We start from the raw sequence: 25,623 nt of genomic DNA on the forward strand, positions 1-25,623 counted from the left end.
GCCGGTCGCCGGAACACCGGCTGCTACCTAGACGTTGCAGCGGCGAAGACCCGCCAGGAAATCTGCCGTCCGCGTTGTTTCCCCGTCAGGCGAGCACCACGACACCGCCCGGCAGCCGTGTCACGCTGGCGCCGAACAGCTTCTGGATCTGCACGATGGCCTCGTCCAGCGCGCTGATGCGGAAGTGCCCGCTCAGGCGCCGGCTCGCCAGCGCGTCGTTCACCAGCACCACCCGGCCCGCGCGGTAGCGGTTGATCTCGGCGACGGCCTCGGCCATCGGTGTGCCGCGAAACACCACCACGCCGCGGCGCCACGCCAGCGCCTGTTCCATGTCGACGGGCACGGCCGCAGCCAGGCCCTCGGGGCCGTACCAGACGCGCTCGCCTTCGCGCAATGCAACGCTGCCGGCGGCATGCAGCACCTCGGCGCGGCCTTCGGTGCAGGTGACGCTGCAGCGCCCGTCCACCCGCCGCACTTCGACGCCGCCCACGCCGGGCAGGATGCGTCCGCTGCCCGCCATCAGCTCCACGGGCCGGGCACCAGGGCCGCGCTGGATGGAAGCCTCTCCGGCAATCAGGCGGATGCGGTCGCTGCCTTCGCTGCTGCCGGCCGCCTGCACCGCCAGGCTGGTCTGCGTGTTGAGCGTGATCTCGACCTGCTCGGACAATGCCACCCTCGCCTGCTGGCCGGTGCCGGTGCGGTAGTCGGCGGACAGCTCCGACCATGAGGGCCACAGCGCGAGCGGCGGATGGATGGCCGCCACCACCGCCGCGGCGCCCGCGGCCGACAGGCCGGCGCCAAGCAGCCAGCGGCGCCGCGGATCGGGCCCTGTCGCAGCCGCCGCGACGCGGCGCGGTGCGGCCGCCGACAACGGGAACAGACGCTGGTAGGTGGCCGCGATGCCGCCGATGTCGTGCCACTCCTGCCGTGCGCGTGCAAAGGCCTCGCGATGCGGCTCGCTGAGCGCGCACCATTGCCGCAGCAGCCGGGCATCGCGGCCGGTGGCCCTGCCCGAACTCAGGTGGCGCACCCAGGCGCGCGCTTCCTCGTCCAGAGGAGACGCGGAGGCATCGGGATCGTCAACGGCCATGTTCGCAACAGTCATCGGATTCGGTTTCGGCGGGCGGGCTGCGCCTGGAGGTGCGTGTGCAAGACCTGGACGGATGGCGGCGCGGTCAACCGCCGCTTTTTTTGGTTTTGTTGCGCATCTGTGCCACGCAGAATTCGTGCGCAGTGTGGATTTCGCGCTCCACGCGGCGCAGCGAAATCGCATAGCGGCGAGCCAGCTCCTTCTGCGGAACGCCTTCGACGCGCGATGCGAAAAGAAGCTGGCGACGCAGCGGCGGCAGCTGGTCCATCACGCGGGCAAGCGTCTCCAGGTCGATGCGCGCGCCGGCGGCGTCGGCGGGGTCGGCGGCGTTCTGGTCGGGCACCAGCAGTTCATCGACTTCCTCGCTCGACAGGAGCAGCCGGTCGGAGCGGATGCGGTCGATGGCCAGGTTGATGGCCGTGCGCAGCAGAAAGCTCTGCGGGCTGTGCACCGGCGCCGCGGGTGCGCGGGTCGAGAGCTTCACGTAGGTGTCGTGCAGCACGTCTTCGGCCAGCTCGATCGAGCCCAGGTGGTGCGTCAGTTTCCTTCTCAGAATGTCATAGCGGTCGACGAGGAAACGCAGCAGCTCTGAAGGAGCGGCGCTCATGCGGGCGCCCTGCAATCGCCGGTCTGCTTAGGCTGGCGCGGCAAGACCAGCAGCGTGACGGGCTGCGCCAGGCCGACGGGCGGCTCGGCCGGCAGCGCGAGTCCGGTGAGCAGCGCCCGGATGCGCGCGTCGCGTGCGACGTCGCCGGTTGGATGCAGCAGCATGCGCGAAACGGTGTTGTCCGCCCCGACCCAGATATTCAGGGCCAGGCGGTAGCTGCCGGGAATCGTCTTCGGATCGCCACACAGCACGGCGACCAGACGGGCCTGCAACCGGCCGTAGTAGTCCTGCCTGGCGGCGCGTGCGGGAGCCTCCGGGTCCTGAGCCGGCGGCACGCTGCCCGCGCCTTCCGGTGCGGCCTCGCGCACCAGCATGAAGGCCGCCTGCGAGGTGTAGCGGGCCACGATGCCGCTGCCTTCCAGCAGGCGATGCAACGCGGCCTCGGGCGTGTATTCGCCCTGCAGCGGGCCTGCCATGCGCCCTTCGGCGATGAGTTCGTCGTAGAGCAGCGACTGCCCGGTCAGGCCGTGGAACCGGGCCAGCGCGCTTTGCAGCGGCTGGCGTGGAATGTCGAACCGGATGCGGCCCGCGAACACCGCCGGGGCTTCGGTTTCGATGGCGGCCGGCTGTACGCCGGTGCCGCGCGCGACACTGCAGACTCCGAGCATGGCCATCAATCCCGCGAGCAGGTACCGGCCAGCGACAGGCATGCTGACTCAGCATCGAAGAAGGGGAAGGCAACCATGTGCGGCACTGTTCGGAGGCCCGCGCAGCGGTGTGGCTCCGGGGCGACCGGGATCGTGACGGCGCGGCGTGACGATGGCGTGTCAGTGCAATGACACGCTGCGCGAATCAACGCTTCCCGGCAGCAGTTGCGCGCGATGCCAGACCCGGCAGGCGCCACCCGAACGTCATGCCCGCCGCCGCGATCAGGATGGCCGCGGCGCCGACGAGTTGCGCCGGCGCCAGGCGCTGGCCGAAGGCCACGAAGTCCACACCGATCGCCACCAGCGGATAGATGAACGACAGCGCACCGGCCACCGTCGTCGGCAGCTTCTGGATCGCGCCGTACAGCAGGATGAACACCAGCCCGGTGTAGACCACGCCCATCGTGAGATGCACGCCCCAGGTGCCCGCATCGGTGGGCAGCGCGCGCAGGTGCGCGAACGGCGCGAGCATCGCGATGCCCACGCAGACCTGGATCAGCGCGATGAGGTGCGGCGCCATGTCACCGAGCTTCTTCGCGACGATCGCGGCCACCGCATAGCAGAAGGCGGCGCCCAATGCCATCAGCACGCCTGAAAGATAGGCCGAGCCATCGGCGCCGCCGCCACCCTTGGCTTGCGCCACCAGCACGACGCCGGCGAAGGCGATGCAAAGCCACGCCACCTTCATCGCCGTCAGCCGTTCGGAGAACAGCAGCGCACCGAGCGCGACCAGCATGAAGGGCTGCGTGTTGTAGACCGCGGTGGCGATGGAGATCGATGCACGCGAGAACGACGCGAAGATCAGCAACCAGTTGACGACCAGTGCCACGCCGCCGAACGCAGCCAGCGCGAGCGTGCGCGGCGTGAGGCCGCGGCGCAGCACGCCCAGCGCGACGCATGCGGCCAGCAGCGTGGCCGCGCCGAACACGCAGCGCCAGAACAGCACGTCGACCAACGGCTGGTTGAAGCGGACCACGAACCATCCGATGGTTCCGGAAATCACCATGGCGACGCTCATTTCGAGCGCGCCGCGAAGCTGGGTTTGCATGGCGTCGAGCGTGCCAGCTTTGGCAACGGATGAGAATGCTTTAAAAAAGGCGATGGCATTCGATTGCCATCGAAAATTAGGTTCACCGCTCAAACCACCGGAGATCGCGCCATGCTGGACGACATCGACCAGGACATCCTGACAGCCCTCGGCGCGAACGCGCGCATGTCGCTCAAGGACCTCGCCCAGCAGGTGGGCCTCTCTTCGCCCAGCGTGGCCGAGCGGCTGCGGCGGCTGGAAGAGCGCGACGTGATCCGCGCCTACACGCTCGCGTTGAACCCCAAGGCACTCGGCTACCAGTTCCAGGCCATCGTGCGCATCCGTCCCCTGCCGGGCCAGTTGCAGGCAGTGCAGAAGCTGATCGAGAACACGCCGGAGTTCTGCGAGTGCGACAAGGTCACGGGCGAAGACTGCTTCATCGCGCGGCTTTTCCTGCAATCGCTGGAGCAACTCGACGGCATCCTCGACCGCATCGCGGCGAAGGCGGAGACGAACACCTCGATCGTGAAGGCGCACACGATCCCGCGGCGATTGCCGCCGTTGCGGCCCGCCTAGTTTTCCAAGGCTAGGGCCAGAGCTGCCGCAGGATCTCGGGCAGCATGCCGTCGACGAATTCCCGCGTGCCTTCAGCGCCGGCCGGTGCGCCGAACTTCTCGTCGAGCGCGAGGTGCGCGAAGCCATGCACCGTGGACCAGGCCGCCAGCACGGTCGCCTGCGTCGCACGGTTCAGCGCTTTCTCCTGGCCCCAGCCGGTGTAGTCGCGCACCGCCATCTCCAGTTCGGCGTAGGCCGCGTCGCCGGCCTGTGCCAGCCGCGGGTCCTGCATCAGCCTGTCCTTGCGGAACATGAGCTGGAAGCGCCCCGGGTATGCCAACGCGAAGTGGACGTACCCCAAACCCTGGCCCCGCAGCCGGCGCGCAGGGTCCTTGCCGCCGCTGGCCGTGCCGGCGCGCAGCGAGCGCGTGAGTTCCTCGTACCCCAGGATGGACACCTCGGTCAGCAGACCGGCGGCACTGCCGAAGTGATGCAGCGGCGCCGCGGGCGACACGCCCGCGCGGCGCGCCACTTCGCGCAGCGTGAAGCCCTCCACGCCGCGCTCGGCGAGCAGGCCCTCGGTTGCTTCGATCAGTGCCGCGCGCAGGTCGCCGTGGTGATAGGGCGCAGGCGCTTCCGCCTTTTTTCTTTCCGCCATGACTGCTCGATTTCCAGGTGTTTTCGATAGACGAACTTTACACCGTTTAAATTTCGATGGATTTTCTATTTAAACGATGTCAAGATAAAGCCAGTTCTTCTTCCGTCGCCCCTTTCCACCAGCGAGGTCATCCATGTTCGATTCACTTTTCAGCGCAGGCGGCACCATTGCCCTTCCCGCCTGGGCGGCCCTCGGCGCGGCGCCGTGGCTGGGCCGCGCCAAACCCGCCATCTGGGCGCTCACCGGCATCGTCATTCCGGTCGGGCTCGGGCTGGTCTATTGGTGGCTGATGGCGACGTACTGGTCGTCGGCCGAGGGCGGTGGCTACAGCTCGCTGTCGGCGGTGCATGCGTTGTTCCAGCATCCGGGCCTGCTCACTGCGGGTTGGTTCCACTACCTCGCCTTCGATCTCTTCGTGGGCACCTGGATCGCGCGCGAAGGCGAGCGCGCCGGCATTGCGCCGGTGCTGCTGATTCCGTGCTTCGCGCTCACCTTCCTGTTCGGGCCTGTCGGGCTCCTGGCCTTTCTTGCGCTGCGGGTGGCGCCGGTTTGCGCACGGGCAGCGCGCACGCTGTACGCGCGCCAGCCGCAGCTCACGGTGTTCGGCGGCCTGCTGCTGGCGGTCATGGTGCCCGCGCTGGCGGCGAGCTATTTCGATCCGCGCACGCTGAACGGCGTCGGCGTGTGGGTGAAGCCGCTGAAGTTCATGGCGTCGGTCAGCCTCTATGCGCTCACGATGGCCTGGCTGATCGGCGACCTGCCGCGCGAACGCCGCAACGCGGCCGTGGTGCGCGTCATCGTCGCCGTCGTCATCGCCACGGGGACCTTCGAGATCGGCTACATCACGCTGCAGGGCGCGCTCGGACAGGCCTCGCATTTCAACAACGACTCGACCTTCCACGCCGTCATGTACGCGCTGATGGGCGTGGGCGCGCTGTCGCTCAACGCCATGACCTTGCCGCTCGCCTGGCAGTTCGCGCGCCATGGCGACGCGCTGCCGCCGGCCTACCGGCTCGCGACGGTGATCGGCCTGGTGCTGACCTTCGTGGCCGGCGCGAGCGCGGGCATCGCGATCAGCCAGCATGAGGGCCCCACATTCGGTGCGCTCGCGGGCGGCGCGGTGCTGCCCGTTGTCGGTTGGTCAGCCACCGGAGGCGATCTGCGGGTTCCGCATTTCCTTGGCGTGCATGCGCAGCAGGTGCTGCCGCTCGCCGGCGCGCTGATCGCGATGTGGCGCATTCCCTTTGGGCGGGCGGCGGTCTGGGTGCTGACCGCCGGCTATGCGGCGGCGATCATCTATGCGTTCAGGTTGGCGTACACGGGCGTGCCGCTGATCGCGCTTGGCGGCTGAACGGCATCAGGGCGCGAAGCCGGAGCGGCGCACCACCGGCTCCCATTGCTGGCGGTAGGTCTTGAGCATCTGCGCGGTTTCCGCGGCGGTGCTCACGACCGGCGTGATGTAGAGCGCATCGGCCGCCTTCTGCAAGCCCGGGTCCTGCATGACTTCGCGGATCTTCGTGGCCAGCAGTTGCACCTTCGGCTGCGGCATCGTGCTCGGCGCGAAGAAGGTGTTCCAGCCATCGGCATCGATCTTCATGCCGGCCTCGCGGAAGGTCGGCACCGAGGGCGCGAAGCTCGCGCGCTTCTTGCCCGACACCGCCAGGATGCGGATCTTGCCTGCCACGTGCTGCGCGTAGAGCGAGTCCATCGTGTCGATCGCGATCGGCAGCGAGCCGCCGCTCAGGTCCGCCGCGAGCGGTGCGGAACCACCGTAGCCCTTGATCTGCGGCTGCACGCTCAGTGCATCGCCCACCATGAGGCCGAAGAAGTGCGGCAGGCTGCCGGTGGCCGGCACGCCGAAGACCGCTTCTTCCGGGTGCGCCCAGAGCCGGCCCACCAGGAACATTGCGCGGTCGAGCTGCAGCTTGTTGCCCACGGCCAGCGCGAAGTCGTAGCTGCTGACCTGGGAGACCGGCACGAAGTCCTTGTCGGGGTCGTAGCCCACATCCTTGATCACGAGCGGCGCGATCACCATCACCGCCGGGTTGCCGAGCATCAGGATGTTCTCGGCGGCAGTTGCGCGCTTGATCTGCTTGGCGGCCAGCCGGCCGCCTTCGCCGGGGCGGTTCTCGACCGTCACCGGCACGCCGATCTTCGGGCTCAGCCGCTCCGCGATGAGCCGCGCCATGCGGTCGGTGCTGCCGCCGGGCGCGTAGCCGACGACGAGCGTGAGCGGGCCGTCCAGGGTCTGCGCTTGAGCGGACGCGACAGCGCCGAAACCGGCAAGGACGGCAACGCACCATGCGGTGAGCCTGCGCCGGGAAAAGACAATGGCCACGAGATCTCCTGCTTCCGGCGACAGGCCGGTTTTTGTTACTTTGTTTATACGAAGGTAACAAATAGTTGATCTAATCCATCATCGGCTGCCGAGGCGGCGCAGCCACAACCCCTTGTCATTTCCATGCCAGCTTTCCCCGATGCGGGCGCATTGCGCGCTCCCCGTTCCCTGGACGACCTGCTCCTGTATCGGCTCTCTCGCGCAGCACGCGCCGGCAGCGGCATGGCGACCCGCATGGTCGAAGGCGGCTTCGGCATCACGCGCCGCGAGTGGGGAATGATCGGCACGCTCGCGGAGGTCGGCGAGATCACGCCCTCGGCGCTTGCGGAGCAGCTCGACCTGGACCGCGTGCGCACCTCGCGGGGCCTGCGCAGCCTCTCCGAGAAGAAGCTGGTCGAGCGTCGCCAGGACGCCGAGGACCGCCGCGAAGTGCATGTGCGCCTGAGCCCTTCTGGCCGGCAGCTTTTCGGCGAGCTGTTCCCCCGCATCGCGAGCCTCAACACCGAACTGCTCGACGGCATCGAGGCCGCGCACATCGAAATCTTTCTGCAATGCCTGCGCCGGCTCGAAGTGCGTGGCACCGAATTGAGCGCGCAGGGCGTGGTGCCGGAAAAGGCCGACCGCCGCTCGGGCGGCACGCGCCACCACTGGCCCAAGCGCGGCACCTGAGCGCAGGTTCGCGCATCGCGTTTTAGAGGCAGCAACCCACGCGCCAGGCTTGAAGGACGCGGCCCGCGAACTAGACTGAATTGCGAGGGCACCCGCGGTGCCGGGGGCCAAGGAGCCTGCCATGTACAAGCGTGTTCTTGTTGCCACCGACGGCTCCGCGCTGTCGGAACAGGCGGTCGCCGCCGCCATCGACCTGGCCCTGCTGGCCGGCGCGGAACTGGTGGCCGTCAACGTCGCGCACATCGAGCCCTTCGGCTACTTCGAAGGCTCGATGATGCTGAGCCAGCGCGACATCGAAGCCACGCAGGAAAAGACGAACCTGGCCGCGCAGCGCATCGCCGACAGGGTGGCCGCCACCGCGCTCGACAAGGGCGTGCGCAACGCGCAGGCGATCGTCATGAAGTCGAACCAGGTGGCCGAGGCCATCGTCGCGACCGCGAAGAACCAGGAATGCGACCTCATCGTGATGGCCTCGCACGGCCGCCGCAGCCTCGCGCGCCTGCTCATGGGCAGCGAGACGCTGCACGTGCTCACGCACTCGCACATTCCGGTGCTGGTGCTGCGCTGAAGATCAGTGCTCGCGCCTGCCGAAGGTTTGCTGCAGCCGCTGCACCGCTTCGCGCGCCTTCGCGGCGCGGCCGGCGATGCTGTCGAAGCCGGGCTTCCAGGCCTTGAGCTTCTGCGTGTCGTGCTGCCAGAAGAAGATCTCGGCCCCGGCCTGTCCTTCTTCGACCTTCAGCACCAGCTGGTTGCCGGTGCCGTTGCTCGCGATGGAGATCAACCCGAGCGTCATCACACGACGGCCCCACGCGCCTCGCAGGTTTTCATAAGTGATGCTGCCTGCCGTCTTTCGCGGGTTGGCCGGATCGAAGACCGGATAGACGCGCCAGCCACCCGGAAGCTCGTTGCAGTTGTAGGTCTTCCACACTTCCCGAAGCCTGTCGGGAAACCGGATGCCCAGTTCGGCTTCGGCGGCTGCGATCTGTTCCTCGGTGACACCGAGCGGCGTTGCGTTGGACATGGGGCGCGAGCCGGCAAGCCAGTGCCGGCGCTGGAGGAAAACCCCGGATGGTAGCCGCGCGGCGGGTGGTCGCTGCGCAAGCGACGATGCAGATGCAAAGCGCCGCTCCGGACGGAATCCGGACCGAGATCGCGCGGGCATTCGTGTGAACGCCTTCGGACGGACAATCGAAGAAGCTCCCATCGAAATCAAAGCCACGACATGCCCCGCCTCGACGACCCTCTCCACGACGCCGAAATCGGCTCCCGCGACAGCACGCTCGACACCACCCGGATCGACGACGTGCGCATCGGCGCCGTTCGCCCCCTCATGACCCCCGCGCTGCTGCAGGAGCGCGTGCCCGTGCGCGACAACACGCTGGCGCTGGTCGAGAGCAGCCGCGCTGCGATTGCCGACGTGCTGCATGGCCGCGACGACCGGCTGGTGGTCGTGGTCGGCCCCTGCTCCATCCATGACCACGACCAGGCCATCGAATACGCCCACCGACTGAAGAAGGTTGCCGATTCGCTGCAGGACGACCTGCTCATCGTGATGCGCGCCTACTTCGAAAAGCCCCGCACCACCGTCGGCTGGAAGGGCTACATCAACGACCCGCACCTGGACGGCAGCTTCGCGATCAACGAAGGGCTGGAGCGCGCGCGCCGCCTGCTGCTCGAGCTGACCACGCTGGGCCTGCCGACCGGCACCGAGTTCCTCGACCTGTTGAGCCCGCAATTCATTGCCGACCTGATCGCCTGGGGCGCCATCGGCGCGCGCACCACCGAGAGCCAGAGCCATCGGCAACTGGCCTCGGGCCTGAGCTGCCCGGTCGGCTTCAAGAACGGCACGGACGGCAGCGTCAAGGTGGCGGCCGATGCCATCCTCGCGGCCCGCGCGCCGCATGCCTTCATGGGCATGACCAAGATGGGCATGGCGGCGATCTTCGAGACGCGCGGCAACGACGACTGCCACGTCATCCTGCGCGGCGGCAAGTCGCCCAACTATTCGGCCGCGGACGTGGAATCCAGCTGCCAGGCGCTGCTGGCGAACGGCCTGCGGCCGCAGGTGATGATCGACGTCTCGCACGGCAACAGCAGCAAGCAGCACCAGCGGCAGATCGTGGTGGCCGAAGACGTGGCAGCGCAGATCGCGGGCGGTGAGCATCGCATCACGGGCCTCATGATCGAGAGCCATCTCGAGGAAGGCCGGCAAGACCTGAAGCCCGGCGTTGCGCTGAAGCACGGCGTCTCGATCACCGATGCCTGCATCGGCTTCGCGCAGACGGTGCCGGTGCTCGAGGGGCTGGCTTCGGCGGTGAAGGCGCGGCGGCGGTTGTCGAAGGCGTGAGGCGGAAGGAGGCGCAGGCGCCTGAGGGCGCCGCGCGCCTCGCCCGAGCCGGGCGTCAAACCGGCGCGTAAGTGCCCGTGCCTCCCGGCCAGGTCGTCAGCACGTCGTATCCCTCGGGCGTCACCGCCACCATGTGCTCCCACTGGGCGGACAGGGACCTGTCCTTCGTCACGACGGTCCACCCGTCGGGCAATTGCCTGGTGTCGCGTTGGCCTGCGTTGAGCATCGGCTCGATGGTGAAGACCATCCCCGGCTCCAGCCTGAGCCCTTCCCCGCGCCGCCCGTAGTGCAGCACCTGCAGCTCCTCGTGGTAGACCCGGCCGATGCCGTGGCCGCAGTACTCGCGCACCACGCTGAAGCGCTCCCGCTGCGCGACCGACTGGATGGCGTGGCCCACATCGCCCAGCGTCGCTCCGGGCCTGACCGCGCGGATTCCGGCCAGCATGGCTTCGTAGGTCGTCTCCACCAGGCGCCGGGCCAGCACGCTGGGGGCGCCGACGAAGTACATGCGGCTGGTATCGCCGAACCAGCCATCCTTGATGACCGCGACATCGATGTTGACGATGTCGCCCTTCTTCAAAATCTTGTCGGGCGAAGGGATGCCGTGGCAGACCACCTGGTTGACCGAGGTGAGGATGGTCTTCGGATACCCCTGATAGCCCACGTTGGCCGGTATGGCGCCCTGGACATTCACGATGTGGTCGTGGCAGATCCGGTCGAGGGCCTCCGTGCTCACGCCCGGCACGACATGGGGCTCGATCATGGCGAGCACCTCTGCGGCAAGCTGGGCAGCCCGCCGCGCCATCTCGATGTCCTCGGCGGACTTGATGACGATGTCGCGCGCCATCAGCGTTTTCCGTTCGCGGTCGCAGGTGAGCGCGGCTTGCCGGACTGGGCCGTGACGGCCGAGGCGATGTCCAGCCCGCCTGCCAGTTCAGCCTGTATCAGCAGTTGGCAGACTTCCCGGTAGTCCAGCTCCGGGTGCATCTCGGTCAGCATGCCGACGCGCATCCAGTGCTCGGCCTGCGAGTTGATGGACCGGCTGAGGGCGTTGCCGGCCACGCGCAGGTTCTCGTGCATCAGGTCTGAAATTTTTACGATGCCCATCGGTCGTCTCTATATGAAGTATGCGCAAAGTATATACGTTTCGTATATAAAAATCGATCCGACGGCAGAGCCCCGGTGTACGCCCTGCGGCGCGCGCCGACGCGTCCGCAGCATCCCGAGGAAGACGCTCTCGCGGCATCGGACGACACGCGCCAGGCACCGCCGCGGGCACCTTCGGCGCAAGGAGCAACGTCATTCATGGATCGCCTTTTCGCCTTGTTTGCCAACAAGACCGCGCATGTCGCGGGAAGCCCGCTCACCTTCCTGGTGTGCGTGGCCGTGGTCGTTGCATGGGCGGTTGCCGGGCCGTTCTTCGGCTTCTCGGAAACCTGGCAACTGGTCATCAACACCGGCACCACCATCGTGACCTTCCTCATGGTGTTCCTGATCCAGAACACGCAGAACCGCGACGGCGTGGCGCTGCAGACCAAGCTCGACGAGCTGATCCGCTCGTCCAACGCCCAGAACGAGTTCATGGGCATCGAGAAGCTCACCGACCATGAGTTGATTGCGCTGCACGAGAAATGCGAAGCGACGGCCAGGAAGAGCCAGGCCACGCTGGAGCGCACCCGTGCCGAACGCCGCCGGCGCGGTCACGACACGAAAGCCGCGACCTGATCCGGGCTACGACACAGGGGTGGCGAAGGCGCTGGGCCTCTGGGTCCCCGCCCGAAATTCACCCGGCGTCATCCCCTTGATCCGGCGAAAGTGCCGGTTGAAGTTCGAGATGTTGTTGAAGCCCACCTCATAGCAGATGCTGCTCACCTGCTGGCGAGTCGACGCCAGCAGGCGGCAAGCCGTCGCCACGCGCAGACCGATCACGAAGTCGGTGAAGGTCTGGCCGGTGGCGCGGCGGAAGCTGCGCGAGAAGGCGTTCTCGCGCATGCCCACGATCGCACCGACCTCGGCGAGCGACAACTCCTCGGCGTAGTTGTCGCGGATGTGGTCGAGCGCTCTGTAGATGCGCGTCGCGCCGCCGGGCTCGCCCAGCGAATCGTCGGTGTACGCGGCATCGGCCAGCAGCCGGTACTCGGACCATTGCGAGAGTTCGTTGAGCAGCACCGTGAATTCCGCGAAGCGCGCGAGGCCCTGCAGCCTCTCGATGCGCCGCAGCCGCGAGACGATGCCTTCGTTGAGTCCCACGAACTGCACACCTTGCCGCGCGCGTGCCAGGAGCGGCGCGGCATCGCGCAGTTCGGGAAACAGTTCCATGCCGCGGCGCAGCGGCTCGTCGCCGAAGCGCAGTACCAGGCCGCCGGCATTGCCCGTGCCATGCAGCGGGTGATGCTCAAACGCGAGGCTGTGCGGCAGCCGCGGGCCCAGCAGCACCACGGTGCCGGGCGCGAACCGGTGGGTTTGCTCGTCGGTGCCCCTGCCCACGCGCAGGCGCGCGGGCGCGGCGCCGATCAGGTGCAGCTCGTGCTCGTGCAGGCAGCTTGCTTCGTTGCCGCGCGCCGAGGCCGCGGGGGAGGTCTCGCAGTGGATGGTGACCCGGATCTCGACCAGCGCGGGAACGGTGAGATCGGGAGCCGCGCCACGCAACGCGGCGCCCGCGTGCAGGCGGGAAGCGGAAGCCGGCGGGATCGTGTTCAGCAAGACCAAATCTCCAACAGGCGGCGGCTAGTCGATTGGCGTCAGCTCTGGCGAGCCGGCGGTGGCATGGCCGTCTGCTGCTGAAACGCGGCCAGCAGCCGGTATTCCTCGCCGAGCTTGCGCGGCAGCGACAGGTACACCGGCAGCAGTTGCCGGTAGAGCGCGGCGTTCTTGGCGTTGGGCGTGTGGCGGTGCGTGGCGCCGACCATACCCGCGACCACGTCGAGCGAATCGACATGGCCCAGCGCATAGAGCCCGAGCACCGCGGCGCCCAGGCACGAACTCTCGAAGCTCTCGGGCACCACCACCTCGCGGTCGAACACGTCGGCCATCATCTGGCGCCACATGCCCGAGCGCGCGAAGCCGCCGGTGGCCTTGATGTGCGCGCTGCGGCCAGCAATCGATTCGACCGCCGGCAGGATGCTGTAGAGGTTGAAGATCACGCCCTCGAGCACCGCGCGGATCATGTGCTCCTTGCGGTGGTGAATGCCCAGCCCGAAGAAGGAGCCGCGCAGGTCGGCGTTCCAGTAGGGCGCGCGCTCGCCGGTGAGGAAGGGGTGGAACACCAGCCCTTCGGAGCCGGCCGACACGCGTTCGGCGATGCGCGTGAGCACCTCGTAGGTGTCGATGCCCAGGCGCTTGGCGGTCTCGGCCTCGGCCGAGGCGAACTCGTCGCGCACCCAGCGCAGGATGATGCCGCCGTTGTTCACCGGCCCGCCCACCACCCAGCGCCGCTCGGCGAGCGCATAGCAGAAGGTGCGGCCCTCGGGGTCGGTCATCGGGTGGTCGACCACGGTGCGCATCGCGCCGCTGGTGCCGATGGTCACGGCCACCTCGCCGGGCGACACCGCGTTCACGCCGAGGTTGGAGAGCACGCCGTCGTTGGCACCGATGACGAAGGGCGTCTCGGTTGCCAGGCCCAGTTGCGCCGCGACATCGGCCGCGAGGCCTTCGATGTGCCAGGTGGTCGGTACCGGCCGCGGCAACTGGTCGGCGCGCACGCCGGCGAGCGCGAGCGCGCCTTCGTCCCAATCGAGCCGTTCGATGTTGAAGAGCCCCGTGGCCGAGGCGATCGAATGGTCGACCTGCCACTGCCCGAAGAGCCGGAAGAACACGTACTCCTTGATGCCGACGAAGCGCGCCGCGCTGGCGAAGAGTTCGGCCCGCTCGTGGCGCAGCCACACCAGCTTGACCAGCGGCGACATCGGATGGATCGGCGTGCCGGTGCGGCGGTAGATCGCATCGCCATCCCATTCGTCGCGAACGCGCACGGCCCAGGCCGAAGCGCGGTGGTCGGCCCAGGTGATGCTGTGCGTGAGCGGCGTGCCCGCTGCATCGACGAGGATCAGGCTGTGCATCGCCGCGCTGAAGGACACGGCGAGCACATCGCCCGGCGCGGCCTTGCAGGCCTTCACGCAGCCCGCGATGGTCTTCAGCACGGCCTCGAAGATCTGCTGCGGGTCTTGCTCGGCGGCCGCGGCCTCGGGCTGCAGCAGCGGGTACTCCACAGTCTCGTGCGCCAGCACGCGGCCGGCCGGCGTGAACGCCACCGCCTTGGTGCTGGTGGTTCCGATGTCGACCCCGATGACGATGCGGCCCATGGCTTGTCTCCTTGCCTAAGTGATCAGGTTCAGGTGATCGCGTTCAGACCACCAGGCTCAGCAGCATGATGAACCCGAGGGCCACGACCGAGATCAGCGTTTCCATCACCGTCCAGGTCTTGAAGGTCTCGGCCACCGTCATGTTGAAGTACTGCTTGACCAGCCAGAAGCCCGCGTCGTTGACATGGGACAGGATCAACGAACCCGCGCCCGTGGCCAGCACCAGCAGCTCGAGGTTCACGCCCGGCACCATGGTGGCGAGCGGCGCGACGATGCCCGCACCGGTGATCGTGGCGACCGTGGCCGAGCCCGTGGCGATGCGGATCAACCCCGCCACCAGCCAGGCCAGGAGGATCGGCGAGACCTGCGCATTCAGCGCCATGTGTCCGATCGCGTTGCCCACGCCGCTGGTCACCAGCATCTGCTTGAAACCGCCGCCCGCACCGATGATCAGCACGATGGCCGCGGTGGGCGCAAGACTGTCGTCCACGAACTTCATGATCTGCTTGCTGGTGAAGCCGCGCGCAAAACCGAAGGTGTAGAGCGACAGCAGCAGTGCCGCCAGCAGCGCGGTGATCGGGTGGCCGATGAAGTCCAGCCACAGGCGCACGATGTTCTTCTCGTCGAGCGCCACGTCGGCAAAGGTCTTCAGCAGCATCAGCGCCACCGGCAGCAGGATCGTGACCAGCGTGATGCCGAAGCCCGGCAGCTCGCGCGCCTCGGGTTCGCGCGCCAGTTGCTCCATGAGTTCGGGCGAGGCCTCGCCCGGCACGTACTTGGAGATGTACTTGCCGAAGATCGGGCCCGCGATCATCGCGGTGGGCAGGCCGACGAGGAGGCCGTAGAAGATGGTCTTGCCGATGTCGGCGCCGAACACGCCGATGGCCAAGAGCGGCCCCGGGTGCGGCGGCACCAGGCCGTGCACCACCGAGAGACCCGCCAAGAGCGGAATGCCGATGCGGATCAGCGACACGCCGGTGCGCCGCGCCACGATGAACACCAGCGGAATGAGCAGCACGAAGCCGATTTCGAAGAAGAGCGGAATGCCCACCAGGAAGGCCGCGAACATCATGGCCCAGTGCACGCGCTCCTTGCCGAAGGCGTCGATCAGCGTGCGCGCGATGCGGTCGGCGCCACCGGACTCCGCCATCATCTTGCCGAGCATGGTGCCCAAGCCCAGCACGATGCCCACGAAGCCGAGCACGCCGCCGAAGCCGTCCTGGAAGGACTTCATCACCAGGTCCACCGGCATGCCGGAGGTCAGGCCCAGGAAGCCCGCGGCCAGCGTCAGCGCGATGAAGGGGTGCACGCGCCAGCGCGTGATCAGAAGGATCAGCCCGAGGATCGCCACCAGGGCGTCGACGAGCAGGAAAACCTCTTTGCTCATTCCGAACATGTGTTGTCTCCTGAATATCCGGCCGCTGCAAAGGTGGGCCGATGAATGGGATAGCGCTATCCCGCACAATCCAAAAAAACCAGCACTGGCGTTTCCGGGTTTCTCCGGTCGGCAAAGGGCTGGGACAGCGCTATCCTAGGACAGCGCTGTCCAATTCAATCTCGGTACTAACCCTAGGAAAAACGACCATGGCCGACGCCCCCGAGCGCCCACGCTCCCGTTCTTCCAGCCACATTACGCTCGACGACGTGGCCCGCGTGTCAGGCGTGAGCCCGATCACGGTGTCGCGCGCCCTGCGCGGCGCGCGCAATGTGTCCCCCGACCTTCAGGCCCGCGTGCAGGCGGCCGTCGACCAGCTCGGCTACGTGCCCAACGTGGCGGCGCGCGCGCTGGCTTCGGCGCGCAGCTCGCATGTGGCGGTGCTGATTCCGTCGCTGACCAACCAGCTTTTCGTGGAACTCCTCGAGGCGGTGCAGGACGCGCTTTCGCCGCACGGCTTCCAGTCGCTCATCGGCGTGACCCACTACGACCCCGCGCAGGAAGAGGCGCTGCTGCGCAGCTACCTCTCGCAGCGGCCGGCGGGCGTGCTGCTGACCGGTTTCGACCGCAGCGCCGCGGCCTTGCGGATGCTCGAGCGCAGCGATGCCCCCTGCGTGTACCTGATGGAAACCTCGGCCGCGCCGGGCATCCACAGCGTGGGGTTCTCGCAGCAGGACGCGGGCCGCGCCATCGTGCAGCACCTGCTCGCACGCGGCCGTCGGCGCATCGCCTACGCCGCCGGCCAGCTCGACCCGCGCGTGATGATGCGGCTGGAGGGCTATCGCGAGGCGCTACGCGCGGCCGGCTGCCACGACCCGGCGCTCGAGCTGCTGGTGCCGGGCCCCACCTCCATCGCGCTGGGCGGCCGGCAGTTCGAGGACCTGCTCGCGCGCCACCCCGACGTGGACGCCATCTTCTATTGCAACGACGACCTCGCCCAGGGCGCGCTGCTCGCCGCGCTGCGCACCGGCGTGCCGGTGCCGCAGCGCGTGGCGATCGCCGGCTTCAACGACCTGGGCGGCAGCGACCAGATGCTGCCGCCGCTCACTACCGTGCACACCCCGCGCCGCGAGATCGGCGAGCGCGCGGCCACCATGCTGCTGTCGCTGATGCGCGCGGAAACGGTGGCCGAGCGCACGGTCGATCTGGGCTTCGAACTGATGGTGCGGCAGAGCAGCTGACGACGGCGGCGAGCCATGCGAGGACGCACCCGGGCGCAGATGCCGCGCCGCTCTGTCGCTATGCCCCCCGCACGGCCGTCCCGATCGCCTTGTCGAGCAGCTCCAGGCCAAGGTCGATCTCGCTGTCGCTGATCGTCAGCGGCGGCGCGATCCGGAAGACGCCGCCCATCGACGGCAGCTTCACGATGTTCATGCTCAGCCCGAGCTTCATGCATTCGCGCGTGACGGCCTCGCCGAGTTCGAAGGCGGGCTCGCGGGTCTTGCGGCTGGCGACGACTTCCAGTCCGAGCAGCAAGCCGCGGCCGCGCACGTCACCGATGCATTCATGGCGCGACTGCAGCACCCGCAGCCCCTCTTCCAGTCGTTCGCCGGCGACGCGTGCGCGTTCGACCAGCCCATCGCGCTCCACGACCTCCAGCACCTTCAGCCCGACTGCCGCCGGCAGCGGGTCGGAGACGTGCGTCGTGTAGAACAGGAAGCCGCGCGCATGGGCCTCTTCCTCGATCGCGGCGGTCGTCACCATCGCCGCCAGCGGCAGGCCTGCGCCCAGCGTCTTGGAGAGCGTCAGGATGTCGGGCGCCACGCCGTCGCGCTCGCACGCAAACATCAGGCCGGTGCGGCCGACACCGGTTTGCGCCTCGTCGAGGATCAGCAGCATGCCGCGCTCCTCGCACTTCTTCTTGAGCGCCGCCATGTAGCCCGGCGGCAGCTCGAGGATGCCGCCGCTGCTGAGAATCGGCTCGGCGATGAAGGCGGCGAGCGCGCCGGTGGATTGCCGGTCGACCTGTTCGAAGCCGTCGTCGAGTTCGCGGCGCCAGTCGAGCGCGCCCTCTGCCGTCGTGAAGCGCGGGCGGTAGGCGTTCGGCGCCGGAATGGCCAGCGAGCCTGCTGCCGCCGGCCCGTAGCCCTTGCGGCCGGCGCTGTAGGTGGCGGCGGCCGCACTGCCGGTCATGCCATGCCATGACTGCGTGAAGGCCACCACCTCGTGCCGACCCGTGACGAGCTTGGCCATGCGAAGCGCCGCTTCGTTCGACTCCGCGCCGGTGCTCAGCAGCAGGCAGCGCTCCAGCCCGGGCGGCGCGTGCCGCGCTATCTCCGCGGCGAGCGCCACCACCGGCCGCGACAGCATGCCGCTGAAGAGGTGGTCCAGCGAGCGGATCTGCTCCGTTACCACCGCCACGATGTCCGGGTGCGAATGGCCCAGCAGCGCGCTCATCTGACCCGAGGTGAAGTCGAGGATGCCGCGGCCATCGGCGTCGTAGACGAAGCAACCCTCCGCGCGCTCGATGATCAATGGCTCGAACGTGCCGCCGTAGCGCACCAGATGCTGCCGGGCCTGCTGCCAGAACTTGGGGTCGTCGTTGCTGCTCATGTCGATGCGTGCCGATCAAAATGACGCACATTACGCACGGGCGCCCCCACCGGGAAGCGAATTGTTTTGACATCAGCTATCAGGAGAATTCATGCCGTGAGCCAGTCGCTGGACATCGACCTCTTGCGCAGCTTCGTCGCCATCGCCGAGACGGGCGTGCTGGGCCAGGCGGCCCTGCGCGTGGGGCGCACGCAGTCGGCGCTCAGCATGCAGATGCAGCGACTCGAAGGCATCGTCGAGCAGCCGCTGCTGCACCGCACCGGGCGGGGCGTCACGCTCACCGCCACCGGCGAGCGGCTCCTCGTGCGCGCGGGCGAACTGCTGCGCAAACACGACGAAGCACTGGCCGAGCTGCGCGGCGAGCAACTCTCCGGCGTGCTGCGCTTCAGCTGCCCCGACGACTATGCGGTCGTCTTCCTGCCGTATTTGCTGCAGAGCTTCGCGAGCCTGCATCCGCGCGTGCAACTGGAAGTGATGTGTGCGCCGACGCCGCGGCTGCACGAACTGCTCGCTCGGCACGCGGTCGACCTCGCGCTGGTGTCGGTGCCCGGTGATGCGACCGGCGACGACGTGATCCGCCACGAGCCGCTGGTGTGGGTGGCGCACCGCGACGGCGTCGCCGCATCGCTGGACCCGCTGCCGTTGGCGCTGGGCGCGCCGGATGCGCTGGACCACCGGTTGCCGAGGCAGGCGCTGGAAGCCGCGGGCCGCGCCTACCGGCTCGCCTATGCCAGCAGCAGCCTCTCGGGCCTGGTCGGCATGGCGCGCTCGGGGCAGGCCGTCATCGTGCTGACGCGCACGGCCGTTCCCGACGATCTCCAGATCCTCACTGCGGAACAGGGATTCCCCGAGCTGCCGAGCGTCGGGGTCACGCTGGCGTTCGACCGCGAGGCGCCGACGGCGTTGACGGCCGCATTCGCGGCGCATGTCAGGAAGTTTCTTCCGGCGGCTTGAACTGCGCTGCCAGAGATCGGGTCTCGACGCTTCAGCTTCCTTTCCCCGACCGCATCAAGGCGTTCGACGGCAGCGTCTCGTCCAGCAGCTTGCGCGCCGTCTCCACGCCGGCCACCGGCAGCAGCTTCGCGTCGAGCAGGCCGACCTGCACCAGCACGCTGGCCTGGTCCCAGTAGATGTGCTCGTGGTAGAGCTTGTCGCCGCGGAACTTGATGACCGCGAGCAGCGGAATCTCCACGCGCTTGCCGGTCGGTGCCACGCCCGGGAGCATCCACGGGATTTCCGTCGTGTGCGTGAAGCAGAACAGCATCTCGTCGACCACCTGCGAGGCGCCCACGGTGCGCGAGATCGGCACCAGCGAGGTGTCGGGCGGGTTGCTGTTGACGAAGTGGTTCGTATAGAAGGCGTGCAGCGCCTTGTAGCCCACGCCGCCCGTCATGGTCGGGATGTGGTTCACATACGGCTCGGCCACCATGGTGCCCATCGTGTCGTCGACGTTGCGCGTGCCGAACTCGTACTCGCAGTGCTTGTCCCAGAGCGCCGAGAGGTCGTAGTTGGGGCCGATCGCGCCCTTGAGCGCCGCGATGCTGCGCTCGTGCGCCATCAGCGCCGAGGGCTTGTGGAAGTGCTCGCCGCCGTTGCGCGCGAAGGCGTGGTCCATGCCCGGATACACGTAGAGCGAAACGCCCGGGCGGCCCTGCAGCGTCTGCACGATGCGGTCGCGCGCCTCGGGCGGGCAGAACTTGTCGAGCTCGGCGATGTGCAGCGTGAGCGGGCGCTTGATGTGGTCGGCTTCGCCGAGCGCCGCATCGATGCCCACGCCGTAGTAGCCGACGGCCACGTCCGCATCGGTGCGGCACGCAGCCAGGTAGGCGAGCTTGCCGCCGAGACAGAAGCCGAGCACGCCGACTTTCTTCTCTTGCACTTCGGGCCGCTGGCGCAGCGCGGTGATCGCGGCCTGCATGTCTTCCATGCCCTTGGCTTCGTCGAAGCCGCCGTAGAGCGCGAAGGCGCGCTGCCAGTCGGCCTCGCTGTAGCCGAGCTCCACATCGGGCTCCTGGCGCCAGAAGAGGTCGGGCACCAGCACGACGTAGCCTTCTTCCGCGTAGTAGTCGGCCACCTCGCGCATCGTGTGGTTGATGCCGAAGATTTCCTGCGCGATCACGAGGCCGGGGCCGCTGCCGGATTTGGGCAATGCGAGGTAGCCGTTGAAACTGCCGCTGCCGTCGGTGGCCTGGATGCGGATTTTTTTCTGCATGTGAACTGCTCCGTGGGTGAGGTGGGGTGGTGAAGCGGGCCGCGTGCTCACTGCATGCATTCCGGGTGCCTGGTCGTCACCTGGTAGTAGCCTGAATGAAAGACCAGCGGCTCGCCGTCGAAGCGATCGTAGCGCTCGACCTCGCCGATGAAGATGAGATGGTCGCCGCCGTCGTACTGCTTCACGTTGCGGCAGGTGAAGCGCGCGATGACGCCGTTCAACAGCGGCACGCCGGCCGTGCCCTCGCAGCAGTCCACGCCGCCGAACTTGTCCGCCTGCGGCGTCGAGAACTGCCGCGACAGGTGATGCTGGTTCGCCGCGAGCACATTGATCGCGAAGTGGCTGGCGCCGGTGAAGTCGGCCACGCTCGGCGCCTGCCGCGCGAGACTCCACAGCACCAGCGGCGGATCGAGCGAAACCGAGGAGAACGAATTGGCGGTCATGCCCACGCGGCGCCCATCGATGGCCCGCGTGGTGATGACGGTCACGCCGGTGCTGAATTGCCCGAGCGCCTTGCGAAAGTCGCGCCGGTCGAAGCGGTCCACCGCCGCTTCGCGCGCGCGGGTTTCGAGAAAGCGGTCGGCCTCGGCGGCGTCGAACCACCAGGGCGCGAAGGCACGCGGATCATCGAAGCCGTTGACGATAGTGCTCGCCACCGCGGGCATGTGCGTCGCGCTCTGCAGCAGCTTCAGCAGGTGCGGCTTCGGCGGTGCGAGCAGGCTGTTCGTCCAGTCGGTGGCCCAGCGCGCGTAGCCCTCCCAGTAGCGATCGAAGGTCTCCTGCATCCAGGCGGCATCGAACGGTGCGTCGCCGTGTTCGAGGATGCGCTTCAAGTAGATGTCAGCGCACTTGGCCGCGTTGTTCGCGCCCTGACCCGTGATCGGATCGTTGAGCACCACCGCATCGGCCAGGCCCAGCACCTGGCGACCCGAGGGCAGCGTGGCGACGGGCTTGCGCACCGTCGGCGTGTAGCGGCCGGTGAGGATGCCGTTGTCGTCGGTCAGTTCGATGTGCGTGCAGCGCTCGGCCTCCCACGGCAGGAAGGTCTCGAGGATCCACTTGCTGCGCGCGAGGTGTTCCTGCGGCGTCTTCACGTCGGCCCAGCAATCCATCGGCCCACCGGGCACGCCTTCGAACACCATGATCTCGCACGGCCCCGATGTGGTCAGCGCCGGGAACACGAAGTACTCGCCCACGCCGGGAATCAGGTTGAAGCACACGCGCGCATACGGCTCGGCCGGCTTCATGCCCTTCACGTAGGTGAGCGCCAGTGCGCGCTGCGGCTGGTCGAATGGGGAGCGTGCCTCGTCGCGCTCGAAGAGCTTCGATATCTCGCCTTTGCCGCTCGCCACGACCACGAGGTCATGCATCTGCGTGCAGGTTTCCAGGTCGTCGAGCCCCATGTCCCGCAGCACCAGCCGGCCACCGTGGTCTTCGAATTCGGCCATCCACGCGGGGATCTTGAGCCGCTGGTCGACCGACCGCGCGGGCCCGTCGAGCCGCGCGCTCCATTCGATGGCCTTGCCGCCCTCGGGGTTGCGCACCGCGATGCCGATGCCTTCGATCGGGGGGCATTCGCTGGCCCATCCATGCAGCTCCAATTCGCGCTCGGTCTGCAGCGCGGTCTCGAACATGCACTGGCTGGACATCACCGGCCCCTCGAAAATCTCCCGCGCCGTGCGGTTCGAGAAAACCGTCACCTCATGCCCCGCGCGCCGCAGGCCGAGTGCGAGCTGCATGCCGGACGGCCCGGCGCCGACGATGGCCACGCGTCGTTTCATGCACCAACTCCGGGTTATGCGACGGCCGCGCAGGTGGCGATGTAGCGCTCCGATTCCGCGGCGTCGGCGAACCACGGAAAGAAGGTGCGCGGATCGTCGAAGCCATCGGCGAAGGCACTCGCCAGCGGCGGCACCGCGCCGGCACTGCCGAGCAGGTTGAGCACATGGGGCGGCGGCGCGAGCAGCATGTTGGTCCACTGCGTGACCCATTGCGCGTAACCGAACCAGTAGCGGTCGAAGGTCTGCTGCATCCAGGCCGCATCGGCCGCGCCATCGCCGCGCGCGAGGATGCTCTTGAGGTACGTGTCGGCGCACTTGGCCGCGTTGTTCGAGCCCTGCCCCGTGATCGGATCGTTGAGCACCACCACGTCGGCCAGGCCCAGCACCTTGCGGCCCGAAGGCAATGTCGCCACGGGCTTGCGCACCGTCGGCGCGAAGCGGCCCGCGAGGATTCCGTTGTCGTCCGTCAGTTCGATGTCCTTGCAGCGCTCGGCCTCCCACGGTGTGAAGGTGTCGAGGATCCACTTGCTGCGCGCGAGGTGCTCCTCGGGCGTCTTCACATCGGCCCAGCAGTCCATCGGCCCGCCGGGTACGCCTTCGAACACCATGATCTCGCACGGCCCCGTCGTCGTCAGCGCCGGGAACACGAAGTACTCGCCCACGCCGGGAATCAGGTTGAAGCACACCGCCGAGAACGGCTCGCGCGGCGCCATGCCCTTCACATAGGTGAGCGCAAGCGCGCGCTGCGGCTTGTCGTAGGGCGACTTGTGCGCATCGCGCTCAAAGAGCTTCGATATCTCGCCCTTGCCGCTCGCGACCAACGTCAGATCATGGCTCTGCGTGCAGGCCTCCAGCTCGTCGATGCCCGCGTCCTTGAAGACGAGCTCGCCGCCCTTCTTCTGGAATTCGTCCATCCACGCCGGGATCTTCACGCGCTGGTCGACCGACTGCGCGCTTGCGTTCAGGCGCGCGGCCCAGTCGATGGCCTTGGCGCCCTTCTGCTCGGGGTGCGGCACGGCCAGGCCGATGCCGTCCACCGTGGGGCAGTCACTCGCCCAGTGGTCCAGCCCCAGGTCGCGTTCGATCTGCAGCGAGGTGTGGAACATGCACTGGCTCGACATCACCTTGCCCTGGCGGATGTCCTCCCCCGTGCGGTTGCTGAACATGGTGACCTCGTAGCCTGCCGCAAGCAGGCCGAGCCCCAGTTGCAGGCCCGACTGGCCTGCGCCGACGATGGCGATTCGCTTCATTTCATCTGCTCCTTGATTGCTCCGTTCGAGGAGCGGGTCAGTCCATCAACTGGGGAATGGCGGGCACGGCCTGCTCGGGGCCCATGGCGGAATAGCCGCCGTCCACCGCGTAGTCGGCGCCGGTCACGAAGCTCGCGTGGTCCGAGCACAGGAACAGCACCACCTGCGCCACCTCGTCCGGATCGCCCACGCGCCCGAGCAGGTGGAAGGGCGCGGCCACGCGGTCGGTCTTGGCGCGGTCGTTGCCGCTCAGGCGCTCCATCACGGCCGACCAGGTCCAGCCCGGCGACACGCTGTTCACCCGGATGTTGTCTTGCGCGAGGTCCATCGCCATGTTGCGGGTGAGCTGCGCCATCGCGGCCTTGCTCACCGGATAGAGCCAGCGCCCCGTCTGCGCCACGCGCGACGAGATGCTCGTGAAATTGACCACCGCCCCGCCGCCGGCCGCCACCATGTGCGGATGCGCGGCCTGCAGCATCGCCACCGCGCTCGCCACGTTCACGTTGAACGAGGTGAGCCAGTCGGCGCGCGGCGACTTGAAGCCGTCGTCCACATAGGAGCACGCGAGGTTGACGAGAAAGTGCACTCCGCCGTGCCGCGCGGCCGCCTCGGCCACACAGGCGTGCACCTGCGCGTCGTCGGTGATGTCGGTGCGGACGAACCGCACGCCGGCGCCGAGCGAATCGGCGAGCGCCTGGCCGTTGTCGGCATCGATGTCGGCGACGACGACCTTCACGCCGGCCGCGTGCAGCGCGCGCACCACGCCCACGCCTATCAATGTGGCGCCGCCGGTGACGATGGCGCTCTTGCCTGCGAGTCCCTTGAACATGACGCTTGCTCTCCTCGGTTGGTCGATCGGACAGACCCTGTTGGCCTGTGGAGCGAACGTTACGAGGGGGCGGGCTCCTGGAGAGTCCCGAAAACGCAGGCGATGTCCCTGGCGCGCAGGTCTTTGCCGAGGGGAGGCCCGAATTGTGGGCGGGGATGGTTTTTGCTACGGTGCCTTCGCCCCATGGAAACCGTCACCACCCCATCGCTGCCGCTGCAGCGCTACCGGCTTTTCGAGAGCCATGACATGGACGAGGCACGCGAAAGCGTCGCCCGCGTGTTCTGCCCGCACGGGCTGGTGATGCTGAAGCCGCGCACCGAACTGGACGCCTGCCACCACAGCGCGCGGCTGCACCGGGACGTGAGCCTCAACTACGTGCAGTACGGGCCGGGCGTGCAGATCGACCCCGGCTATCTGCAGGACTTTTTTCTGCTGCAGATTCCGCTGCGCGGCGGCGCCGAGATCCGTTGCGGCGCGCAGCAGGTGGACGCCACGCCCCGTCTCGCCTCGCTGCCCTCGCCCACCGAACCGCTTTCGATGCGCTGGGCCGACGACAGTCCGCACCTGATCGTGCAGTTGGCACGCTCCGCGCTGCTCTCCCGGCTCGAATCACTGCTGCAGGCGCCTGTGGGGCAACCGCTGGTGTTCGACCTTGGCGTGCCGCTGGACAACCCCGTGCTGGCGCCGCTGGTGCATTTCATCGACTACCTGCGGCTCACGCTCGATGCGGGCAATGCGCTGCAGGCCGGCAGCCCGTTGGCCGAGCATGCGGAGGCGTACCTGATGTCCAGCCTGCTGATGTCGGCGGGGCACAACCACTCACGAGCCCTCGCCGGAGACGCCCGGCGGCGCCTGCTGCCGCGTGTGGTTCGCAGGGCGCAGGAATACATGGCGGCCAATGCGGAGCTGCCGCTTTCGTTGGCCGACATCTGCCGCGAAGTCGGCTGCAGTGCGCGCGCGTTGCAACTGGCGTTTCGCCAGCATGCGGGGCAGGGGCCGATGGAGTTTCTTCGCGAGACCCGGCTCGACAAGGTGCGGGCCGAACTGCAGTCATCGGCCGGCGCTGCCGGAACCGGCGTGCGCGAGGTGGCGCAGAAGTACGGGTTTCTTCACCTCGGGCACTTTGCGGCGCAATACCGTGCGCGCTTCGGGGAGCGGCCGTCCGAGACTCGGGGATTGCGCGGATCTTGATGTACGGCCGGGGCGCTGGCGGCATGCAGAGGTCAACAAGGTCATTGAGCGGGTGATCGCAGCAATGCAGGTC

General features: G+C 68.0%; 26 protein-coding genes and 1 pseudogene. 9 read left to right on the forward strand and 18 right to left on the reverse strand.

Annotated features, from left to right (window positions below):
• Positions 1-85 precede the first annotated feature (85 nt).
• The 4 genes from NU688_RS16555 to NU688_RS16570 form a co-directional block, all read right to left on the reverse strand.
• The gene (locus NU688_RS16555; protein ID WP_257861798.1) at positions 86-1,105 is read right to left on the reverse strand and encodes a FecR domain-containing protein; all 1,020 of its coding nucleotides are present in this window, start codon (positions 1,103-1,105) and stop codon (positions 86-88) included.
• A gap of 70 nt (positions 1,106-1,175) precedes the next feature.
• Positions 1,176-1,697, reverse strand: a complete 522-nt coding sequence (locus tag NU688_RS16560) for an RNA polymerase sigma factor (RefSeq protein ID WP_257861799.1) — start codon at positions 1,695-1,697, stop codon at positions 1,176-1,178.
• Positions 1,694-2,407 (reverse strand): STN domain-containing protein, encoded by a 714-nt coding sequence (locus tag NU688_RS16565; protein WP_257861800.1) that lies wholly within the window; start codon positions 2,405-2,407, stop codon positions 1,694-1,696. The genes NU688_RS16560 and NU688_RS16565 overlap by 4 nt, the downstream gene beginning before the upstream one ends.
• 142 nt (positions 2,408-2,549) lie before the next feature.
• On the reverse strand, positions 2,550-3,452 hold the full coding sequence (locus NU688_RS16570) for a DMT family transporter (protein ID WP_257861801.1): 903 nt from the start codon (positions 3,450-3,452) through the stop codon (positions 2,550-2,552).
• A 111-nt stretch (positions 3,453-3,563) separates the two neighbouring features.
• Here NU688_RS16570 and NU688_RS16575 point away from each other — a divergent pair, with 111 nt between their 5' ends.
• Positions 3,564-4,007: an Lrp/AsnC family transcriptional regulator gene (locus NU688_RS16575; RefSeq protein WP_206175245.1), complete on the forward strand. Its 444-nt coding sequence runs from the start codon at positions 3,564-3,566 to the stop codon at positions 4,005-4,007.
• A 10-nt stretch (positions 4,008-4,017) separates the two neighbouring features.
• Here the strand turns inward: NU688_RS16575 and NU688_RS16580 are convergent, their stop codons facing one another.
• The gene (locus NU688_RS16580; RefSeq protein WP_257861802.1) at positions 4,018-4,644 is read right to left on the reverse strand and encodes a TetR/AcrR family transcriptional regulator; all 627 of its coding nucleotides are present in this window, start codon (positions 4,642-4,644) and stop codon (positions 4,018-4,020) included.
• Between the two features lie 133 nt (positions 4,645-4,777).
• On the opposite strand from NU688_RS16580, the gene NU688_RS16585 reads away from it, so the two are divergent.
• Positions 4,778-5,995, forward strand: coding sequence for an ABA4-like family protein (locus NU688_RS16585; RefSeq protein ID WP_257861803.1), 1,218 nt, complete (start codon positions 4,778-4,780; stop codon positions 5,993-5,995).
• A gap of 6 nt (positions 5,996-6,001) precedes the next feature.
• Here NU688_RS16585 and NU688_RS16590 read toward each other — a convergent pair whose 3' ends face one another.
• A complete protein-coding gene (locus NU688_RS16590) occupies positions 6,002-6,982 on the reverse strand; it encodes a tripartite tricarboxylate transporter substrate-binding protein (protein ID WP_257861804.1) in 981 nt (326 codons plus the stop codon).
• A 123-nt stretch (positions 6,983-7,105) separates the two neighbouring features.
• On the opposite strand from NU688_RS16590, the gene NU688_RS16595 reads away from it, so the two are divergent.
• Both NU688_RS16595 and NU688_RS16600 read left to right on the forward strand, forming a co-directional pair.
• A complete protein-coding gene (locus NU688_RS16595; protein ID WP_257861806.1) occupies positions 7,106-7,651 on the forward strand; it encodes a MarR family winged helix-turn-helix transcriptional regulator in 546 nt (181 codons plus the stop codon).
• A gap of 121 nt (positions 7,652-7,772) precedes the next feature.
• Positions 7,773-8,219 (forward strand): universal stress protein, encoded by a 447-nt coding sequence (locus NU688_RS16600; protein WP_257861807.1) that lies wholly within the window; start codon positions 7,773-7,775, stop codon positions 8,217-8,219.
• A gap of 3 nt (positions 8,220-8,222) precedes the next feature.
• Here the strand turns inward: NU688_RS16600 and NU688_RS16605 are convergent, their stop codons facing one another.
• The gene (locus NU688_RS16605) at positions 8,223-8,672 is read right to left on the reverse strand and encodes an SMI1/KNR4 family protein (RefSeq protein WP_257861808.1); all 450 of its coding nucleotides are present in this window, start codon (positions 8,670-8,672) and stop codon (positions 8,223-8,225) included.
• 201 nt (positions 8,673-8,873) lie between these two features.
• Here NU688_RS16605 and NU688_RS16610 point away from each other — a divergent pair, with 201 nt between their 5' ends.
• Positions 8,874-9,998: a 3-deoxy-7-phosphoheptulonate synthase gene (locus NU688_RS16610; protein WP_257861809.1), complete on the forward strand. Its 1,125-nt coding sequence runs from the start codon at positions 8,874-8,876 to the stop codon at positions 9,996-9,998.
• Positions 9,999-10,053: 55 nt separating this feature from the next.
• Here NU688_RS16610 and map read toward each other — a convergent pair whose 3' ends face one another.
• Together map and NU688_RS16620 are read right to left on the reverse strand one after the other, a co-directional pair.
• Positions 10,054-10,845, reverse strand: coding sequence for a type I methionyl aminopeptidase (gene map, locus NU688_RS16615; RefSeq protein ID WP_257861811.1), 792 nt, complete (start codon positions 10,843-10,845; stop codon positions 10,054-10,056).
• The gene (locus tag NU688_RS16620; RefSeq protein ID WP_257861812.1) at positions 10,845-11,105 is read right to left on the reverse strand and encodes a ParD-like family protein; all 261 of its coding nucleotides are present in this window, start codon (positions 11,103-11,105) and stop codon (positions 10,845-10,847) included. Before NU688_RS16620 ends, map begins: the two co-directional genes overlap by 1 nt.
• A 198-nt stretch (positions 11,106-11,303) precedes the next feature.
• Between NU688_RS16620 and NU688_RS16625 the strand changes: the two genes are divergently transcribed.
• Positions 11,304-11,723, forward strand: coding sequence for a low affinity iron permease family protein (locus NU688_RS16625; protein ID WP_257861813.1), 420 nt, complete (start codon positions 11,304-11,306; stop codon positions 11,721-11,723).
• Positions 11,724-11,729: 6 nt separating this feature from the next.
• On the opposite strand, the gene NU688_RS16630 is transcribed toward NU688_RS16625, so the two are convergent.
• From NU688_RS16630 to NU688_RS16640, 3 genes are read right to left on the reverse strand one after another with little or no spacing between them, the layout of a single operon-like run.
• Positions 11,730-12,701: an AraC family transcriptional regulator gene (locus NU688_RS16630; RefSeq protein ID WP_257861814.1), complete on the reverse strand. Its 972-nt coding sequence runs from the start codon at positions 12,699-12,701 to the stop codon at positions 11,730-11,732.
• A 38-nt stretch (positions 12,702-12,739) separates the two neighbouring features.
• Positions 12,740-14,299: a gluconokinase gene (gene gntK, locus NU688_RS16635; protein WP_257861815.1), complete on the reverse strand. Its 1,560-nt coding sequence runs from the start codon at positions 14,297-14,299 to the stop codon at positions 12,740-12,742.
• 43 nt (positions 14,300-14,342) lie between these two features.
• Positions 14,343-15,695 (reverse strand): GntP family permease, encoded by a 1,353-nt coding sequence (locus NU688_RS16640; RefSeq protein ID WP_257861816.1) that lies wholly within the window; start codon positions 15,693-15,695, stop codon positions 14,343-14,345.
• A 188-nt stretch (positions 15,696-15,883) separates the two neighbouring features.
• Here NU688_RS16640 and NU688_RS16645 point away from each other — a divergent pair, with 188 nt between their 5' ends.
• Positions 15,884-16,915 (forward strand): LacI family DNA-binding transcriptional regulator, encoded by a 1,032-nt coding sequence (locus tag NU688_RS16645; RefSeq protein ID WP_257861817.1) that lies wholly within the window; start codon positions 15,884-15,886, stop codon positions 16,913-16,915.
• 58 nt (positions 16,916-16,973) lie between these two features.
• Here NU688_RS16645 and NU688_RS16650 read toward each other — a convergent pair whose 3' ends face one another.
• Positions 16,974-18,287: an aspartate aminotransferase family protein gene (locus tag NU688_RS16650; RefSeq protein ID WP_257861818.1), complete on the reverse strand. Its 1,314-nt coding sequence runs from the start codon at positions 18,285-18,287 to the stop codon at positions 16,974-16,976.
• Between the two features lie 96 nt (positions 18,288-18,383).
• Here NU688_RS16650 and NU688_RS16655 point away from each other — a divergent pair, with 96 nt between their 5' ends.
• Positions 18,384-19,241, forward strand: a complete 858-nt coding sequence (locus NU688_RS16655) for a LysR family transcriptional regulator (protein WP_257861820.1) — start codon at positions 18,384-18,386, stop codon at positions 19,239-19,241.
• A gap of 31 nt (positions 19,242-19,272) precedes the next feature.
• Here the strand turns inward: NU688_RS16655 and NU688_RS16660 are convergent, their stop codons facing one another.
• The 5 genes and pseudogenes from NU688_RS16660 to NU688_RS16680 form a co-directional block, all read right to left on the reverse strand.
• A complete protein-coding gene (locus tag NU688_RS16660; RefSeq protein ID WP_257861821.1) occupies positions 19,273-20,499 on the reverse strand; it encodes a dienelactone hydrolase family protein in 1,227 nt (408 codons plus the stop codon).
• 47 nt (positions 20,500-20,546) lie between these two features.
• Positions 20,547-21,044, reverse strand: coding sequence for a flavin reductase family protein (locus NU688_RS16665; RefSeq protein WP_241027351.1), 498 nt, complete (start codon positions 21,042-21,044; stop codon positions 20,547-20,549).
• A pseudogene (locus NU688_RS33975) lies at positions 21,042-22,280 on the reverse strand (styrene monooxygenase/indole monooxygenase family protein); the annotation flags it as partial. The gene NU688_RS16665 and the pseudogene NU688_RS33975, both read right to left, overlap by 3 nt.
• A 14-nt stretch (positions 22,281-22,294) precedes the next feature.
• Complete coding sequence (locus tag NU688_RS16675) at positions 22,295-23,530, reverse strand: styrene monooxygenase/indole monooxygenase family protein (RefSeq protein WP_257861822.1); 1,236 nt, start codon at positions 23,528-23,530, stop codon at positions 22,295-22,297.
• Between the two features lie 37 nt (positions 23,531-23,567).
• The gene (locus NU688_RS16680; RefSeq protein ID WP_257861823.1) at positions 23,568-24,359 is read right to left on the reverse strand and encodes an SDR family oxidoreductase; all 792 of its coding nucleotides are present in this window, start codon (positions 24,357-24,359) and stop codon (positions 23,568-23,570) included.
• Between the two features lie 183 nt (positions 24,360-24,542).
• Between NU688_RS16680 and NU688_RS16685 the strand changes: the two genes are divergently transcribed.
• Positions 24,543-25,550: an AraC family transcriptional regulator gene (locus NU688_RS16685; protein ID WP_257861824.1), complete on the forward strand. Its 1,008-nt coding sequence runs from the start codon at positions 24,543-24,545 to the stop codon at positions 25,548-25,550.
• Positions 25,551-25,623: the final 73 nt, after the last annotated feature.

Source organism: Variovorax sp. ZS18.2.2, assembly GCF_024701975.1.
Lineage (GTDB): Bacteria > Pseudomonadota > Gammaproteobacteria > Burkholderiales > Burkholderiaceae_C > Variovorax.

What these genes read in the sequence shown, in the direction of transcription:
- gntK (WP_257861815.1), bottom strand. Translation starts at nt 14,299, where the DNA reads ATGGGCCGCATCGTCATCGGGGTCGACATCGGAACCACCAGCACCAAG.
- NU688_RS16625 (WP_257861813.1), top strand. Translation starts at nt 11,304, where the DNA reads ATGGATCGCCTTTTCGCCTTGTTTGCCAACAAGACCGCGCATGTCGCG.
- NU688_RS16600 (WP_257861807.1), top strand. Translation starts at nt 7,773, where the DNA reads ATGTACAAGCGTGTTCTTGTTGCCACCGACGGCTCCGCGCTGTCGGAA.
- NU688_RS16660 (WP_257861821.1), bottom strand. Translation starts at nt 20,499, where the DNA reads ATGCAGAAAAAAATCCGCATCCAGGCCACCGACGGCAGCGGCAGTTTC.
- NU688_RS16650 (WP_257861818.1), bottom strand. Translation starts at nt 18,287, where the DNA reads ATGAGCAGCAACGACGACCCCAAGTTCTGGCAGCAGGCCCGGCAGCAT.
- NU688_RS16595 (WP_257861806.1), top strand. Translation starts at nt 7,106, where the DNA reads ATGCCAGCTTTCCCCGATGCGGGCGCATTGCGCGCTCCCCGTTCCCTG.
- NU688_RS16675 (WP_257861822.1), bottom strand. Translation starts at nt 23,530, where the DNA reads ATGAAGCGAATCGCCATCGTCGGCGCAGGCCAGTCGGGCCTGCAACTG.
- NU688_RS16685 (WP_257861824.1), top strand. Translation starts at nt 24,543, where the DNA reads ATGGAAACCGTCACCACCCCATCGCTGCCGCTGCAGCGCTACCGGCTT.
- NU688_RS16570 (WP_257861801.1), bottom strand. Translation starts at nt 3,452, where the DNA reads ATGCAAACCCAGCTTCGCGGCGCGCTCGAAATGAGCGTCGCCATGGTG.
- NU688_RS16585 (WP_257861803.1), top strand. Translation starts at nt 4,778, where the DNA reads ATGTTCGATTCACTTTTCAGCGCAGGCGGCACCATTGCCCTTCCCGCC.
- map (WP_257861811.1), bottom strand. Translation starts at nt 10,845, where the DNA reads ATGGCGCGCGACATCGTCATCAAGTCCGCCGAGGACATCGAGATGGCG.
- NU688_RS16645 (WP_257861817.1), top strand. Translation starts at nt 15,884, where the DNA reads ATGGCCGACGCCCCCGAGCGCCCACGCTCCCGTTCTTCCAGCCACATT.
- NU688_RS16610 (WP_257861809.1), top strand. Translation starts at nt 8,874, where the DNA reads ATGCCCCGCCTCGACGACCCTCTCCACGACGCCGAAATCGGCTCCCGC.
- NU688_RS16555 (WP_257861798.1), bottom strand. Translation starts at nt 1,105, where the DNA reads ATGACTGTTGCGAACATGGCCGTTGACGATCCCGATGCCTCCGCGTCT.
- NU688_RS16560 (WP_257861799.1), bottom strand. Translation starts at nt 1,697, where the DNA reads ATGAGCGCCGCTCCTTCAGAGCTGCTGCGTTTCCTCGTCGACCGCTAT.
- NU688_RS16680 (WP_257861823.1), bottom strand. Translation starts at nt 24,359, where the DNA reads ATGTTCAAGGGACTCGCAGGCAAGAGCGCCATCGTCACCGGCGGCGCC.
- NU688_RS16640 (WP_257861816.1), bottom strand. Translation starts at nt 15,695, where the DNA reads ATGTTCGGAATGAGCAAAGAGGTTTTCCTGCTCGTCGACGCCCTGGTG.
- NU688_RS16605 (WP_257861808.1), bottom strand. Translation starts at nt 8,672, where the DNA reads ATGTCCAACGCAACGCCGCTCGGTGTCACCGAGGAACAGATCGCAGCC.
- NU688_RS16580 (WP_257861802.1), bottom strand. Translation starts at nt 4,644, where the DNA reads ATGGCGGAAAGAAAAAAGGCGGAAGCGCCTGCGCCCTATCACCACGGC.
- NU688_RS16620 (WP_257861812.1), bottom strand. Translation starts at nt 11,105, where the DNA reads ATGGGCATCGTAAAAATTTCAGACCTGATGCACGAGAACCTGCGCGTG.
- NU688_RS16575 (WP_206175245.1), top strand. Translation starts at nt 3,564, where the DNA reads ATGCTGGACGACATCGACCAGGACATCCTGACAGCCCTCGGCGCGAAC.
- NU688_RS16565 (WP_257861800.1), bottom strand. Translation starts at nt 2,407, where the DNA reads ATGCCTGTCGCTGGCCGGTACCTGCTCGCGGGATTGATGGCCATGCTC.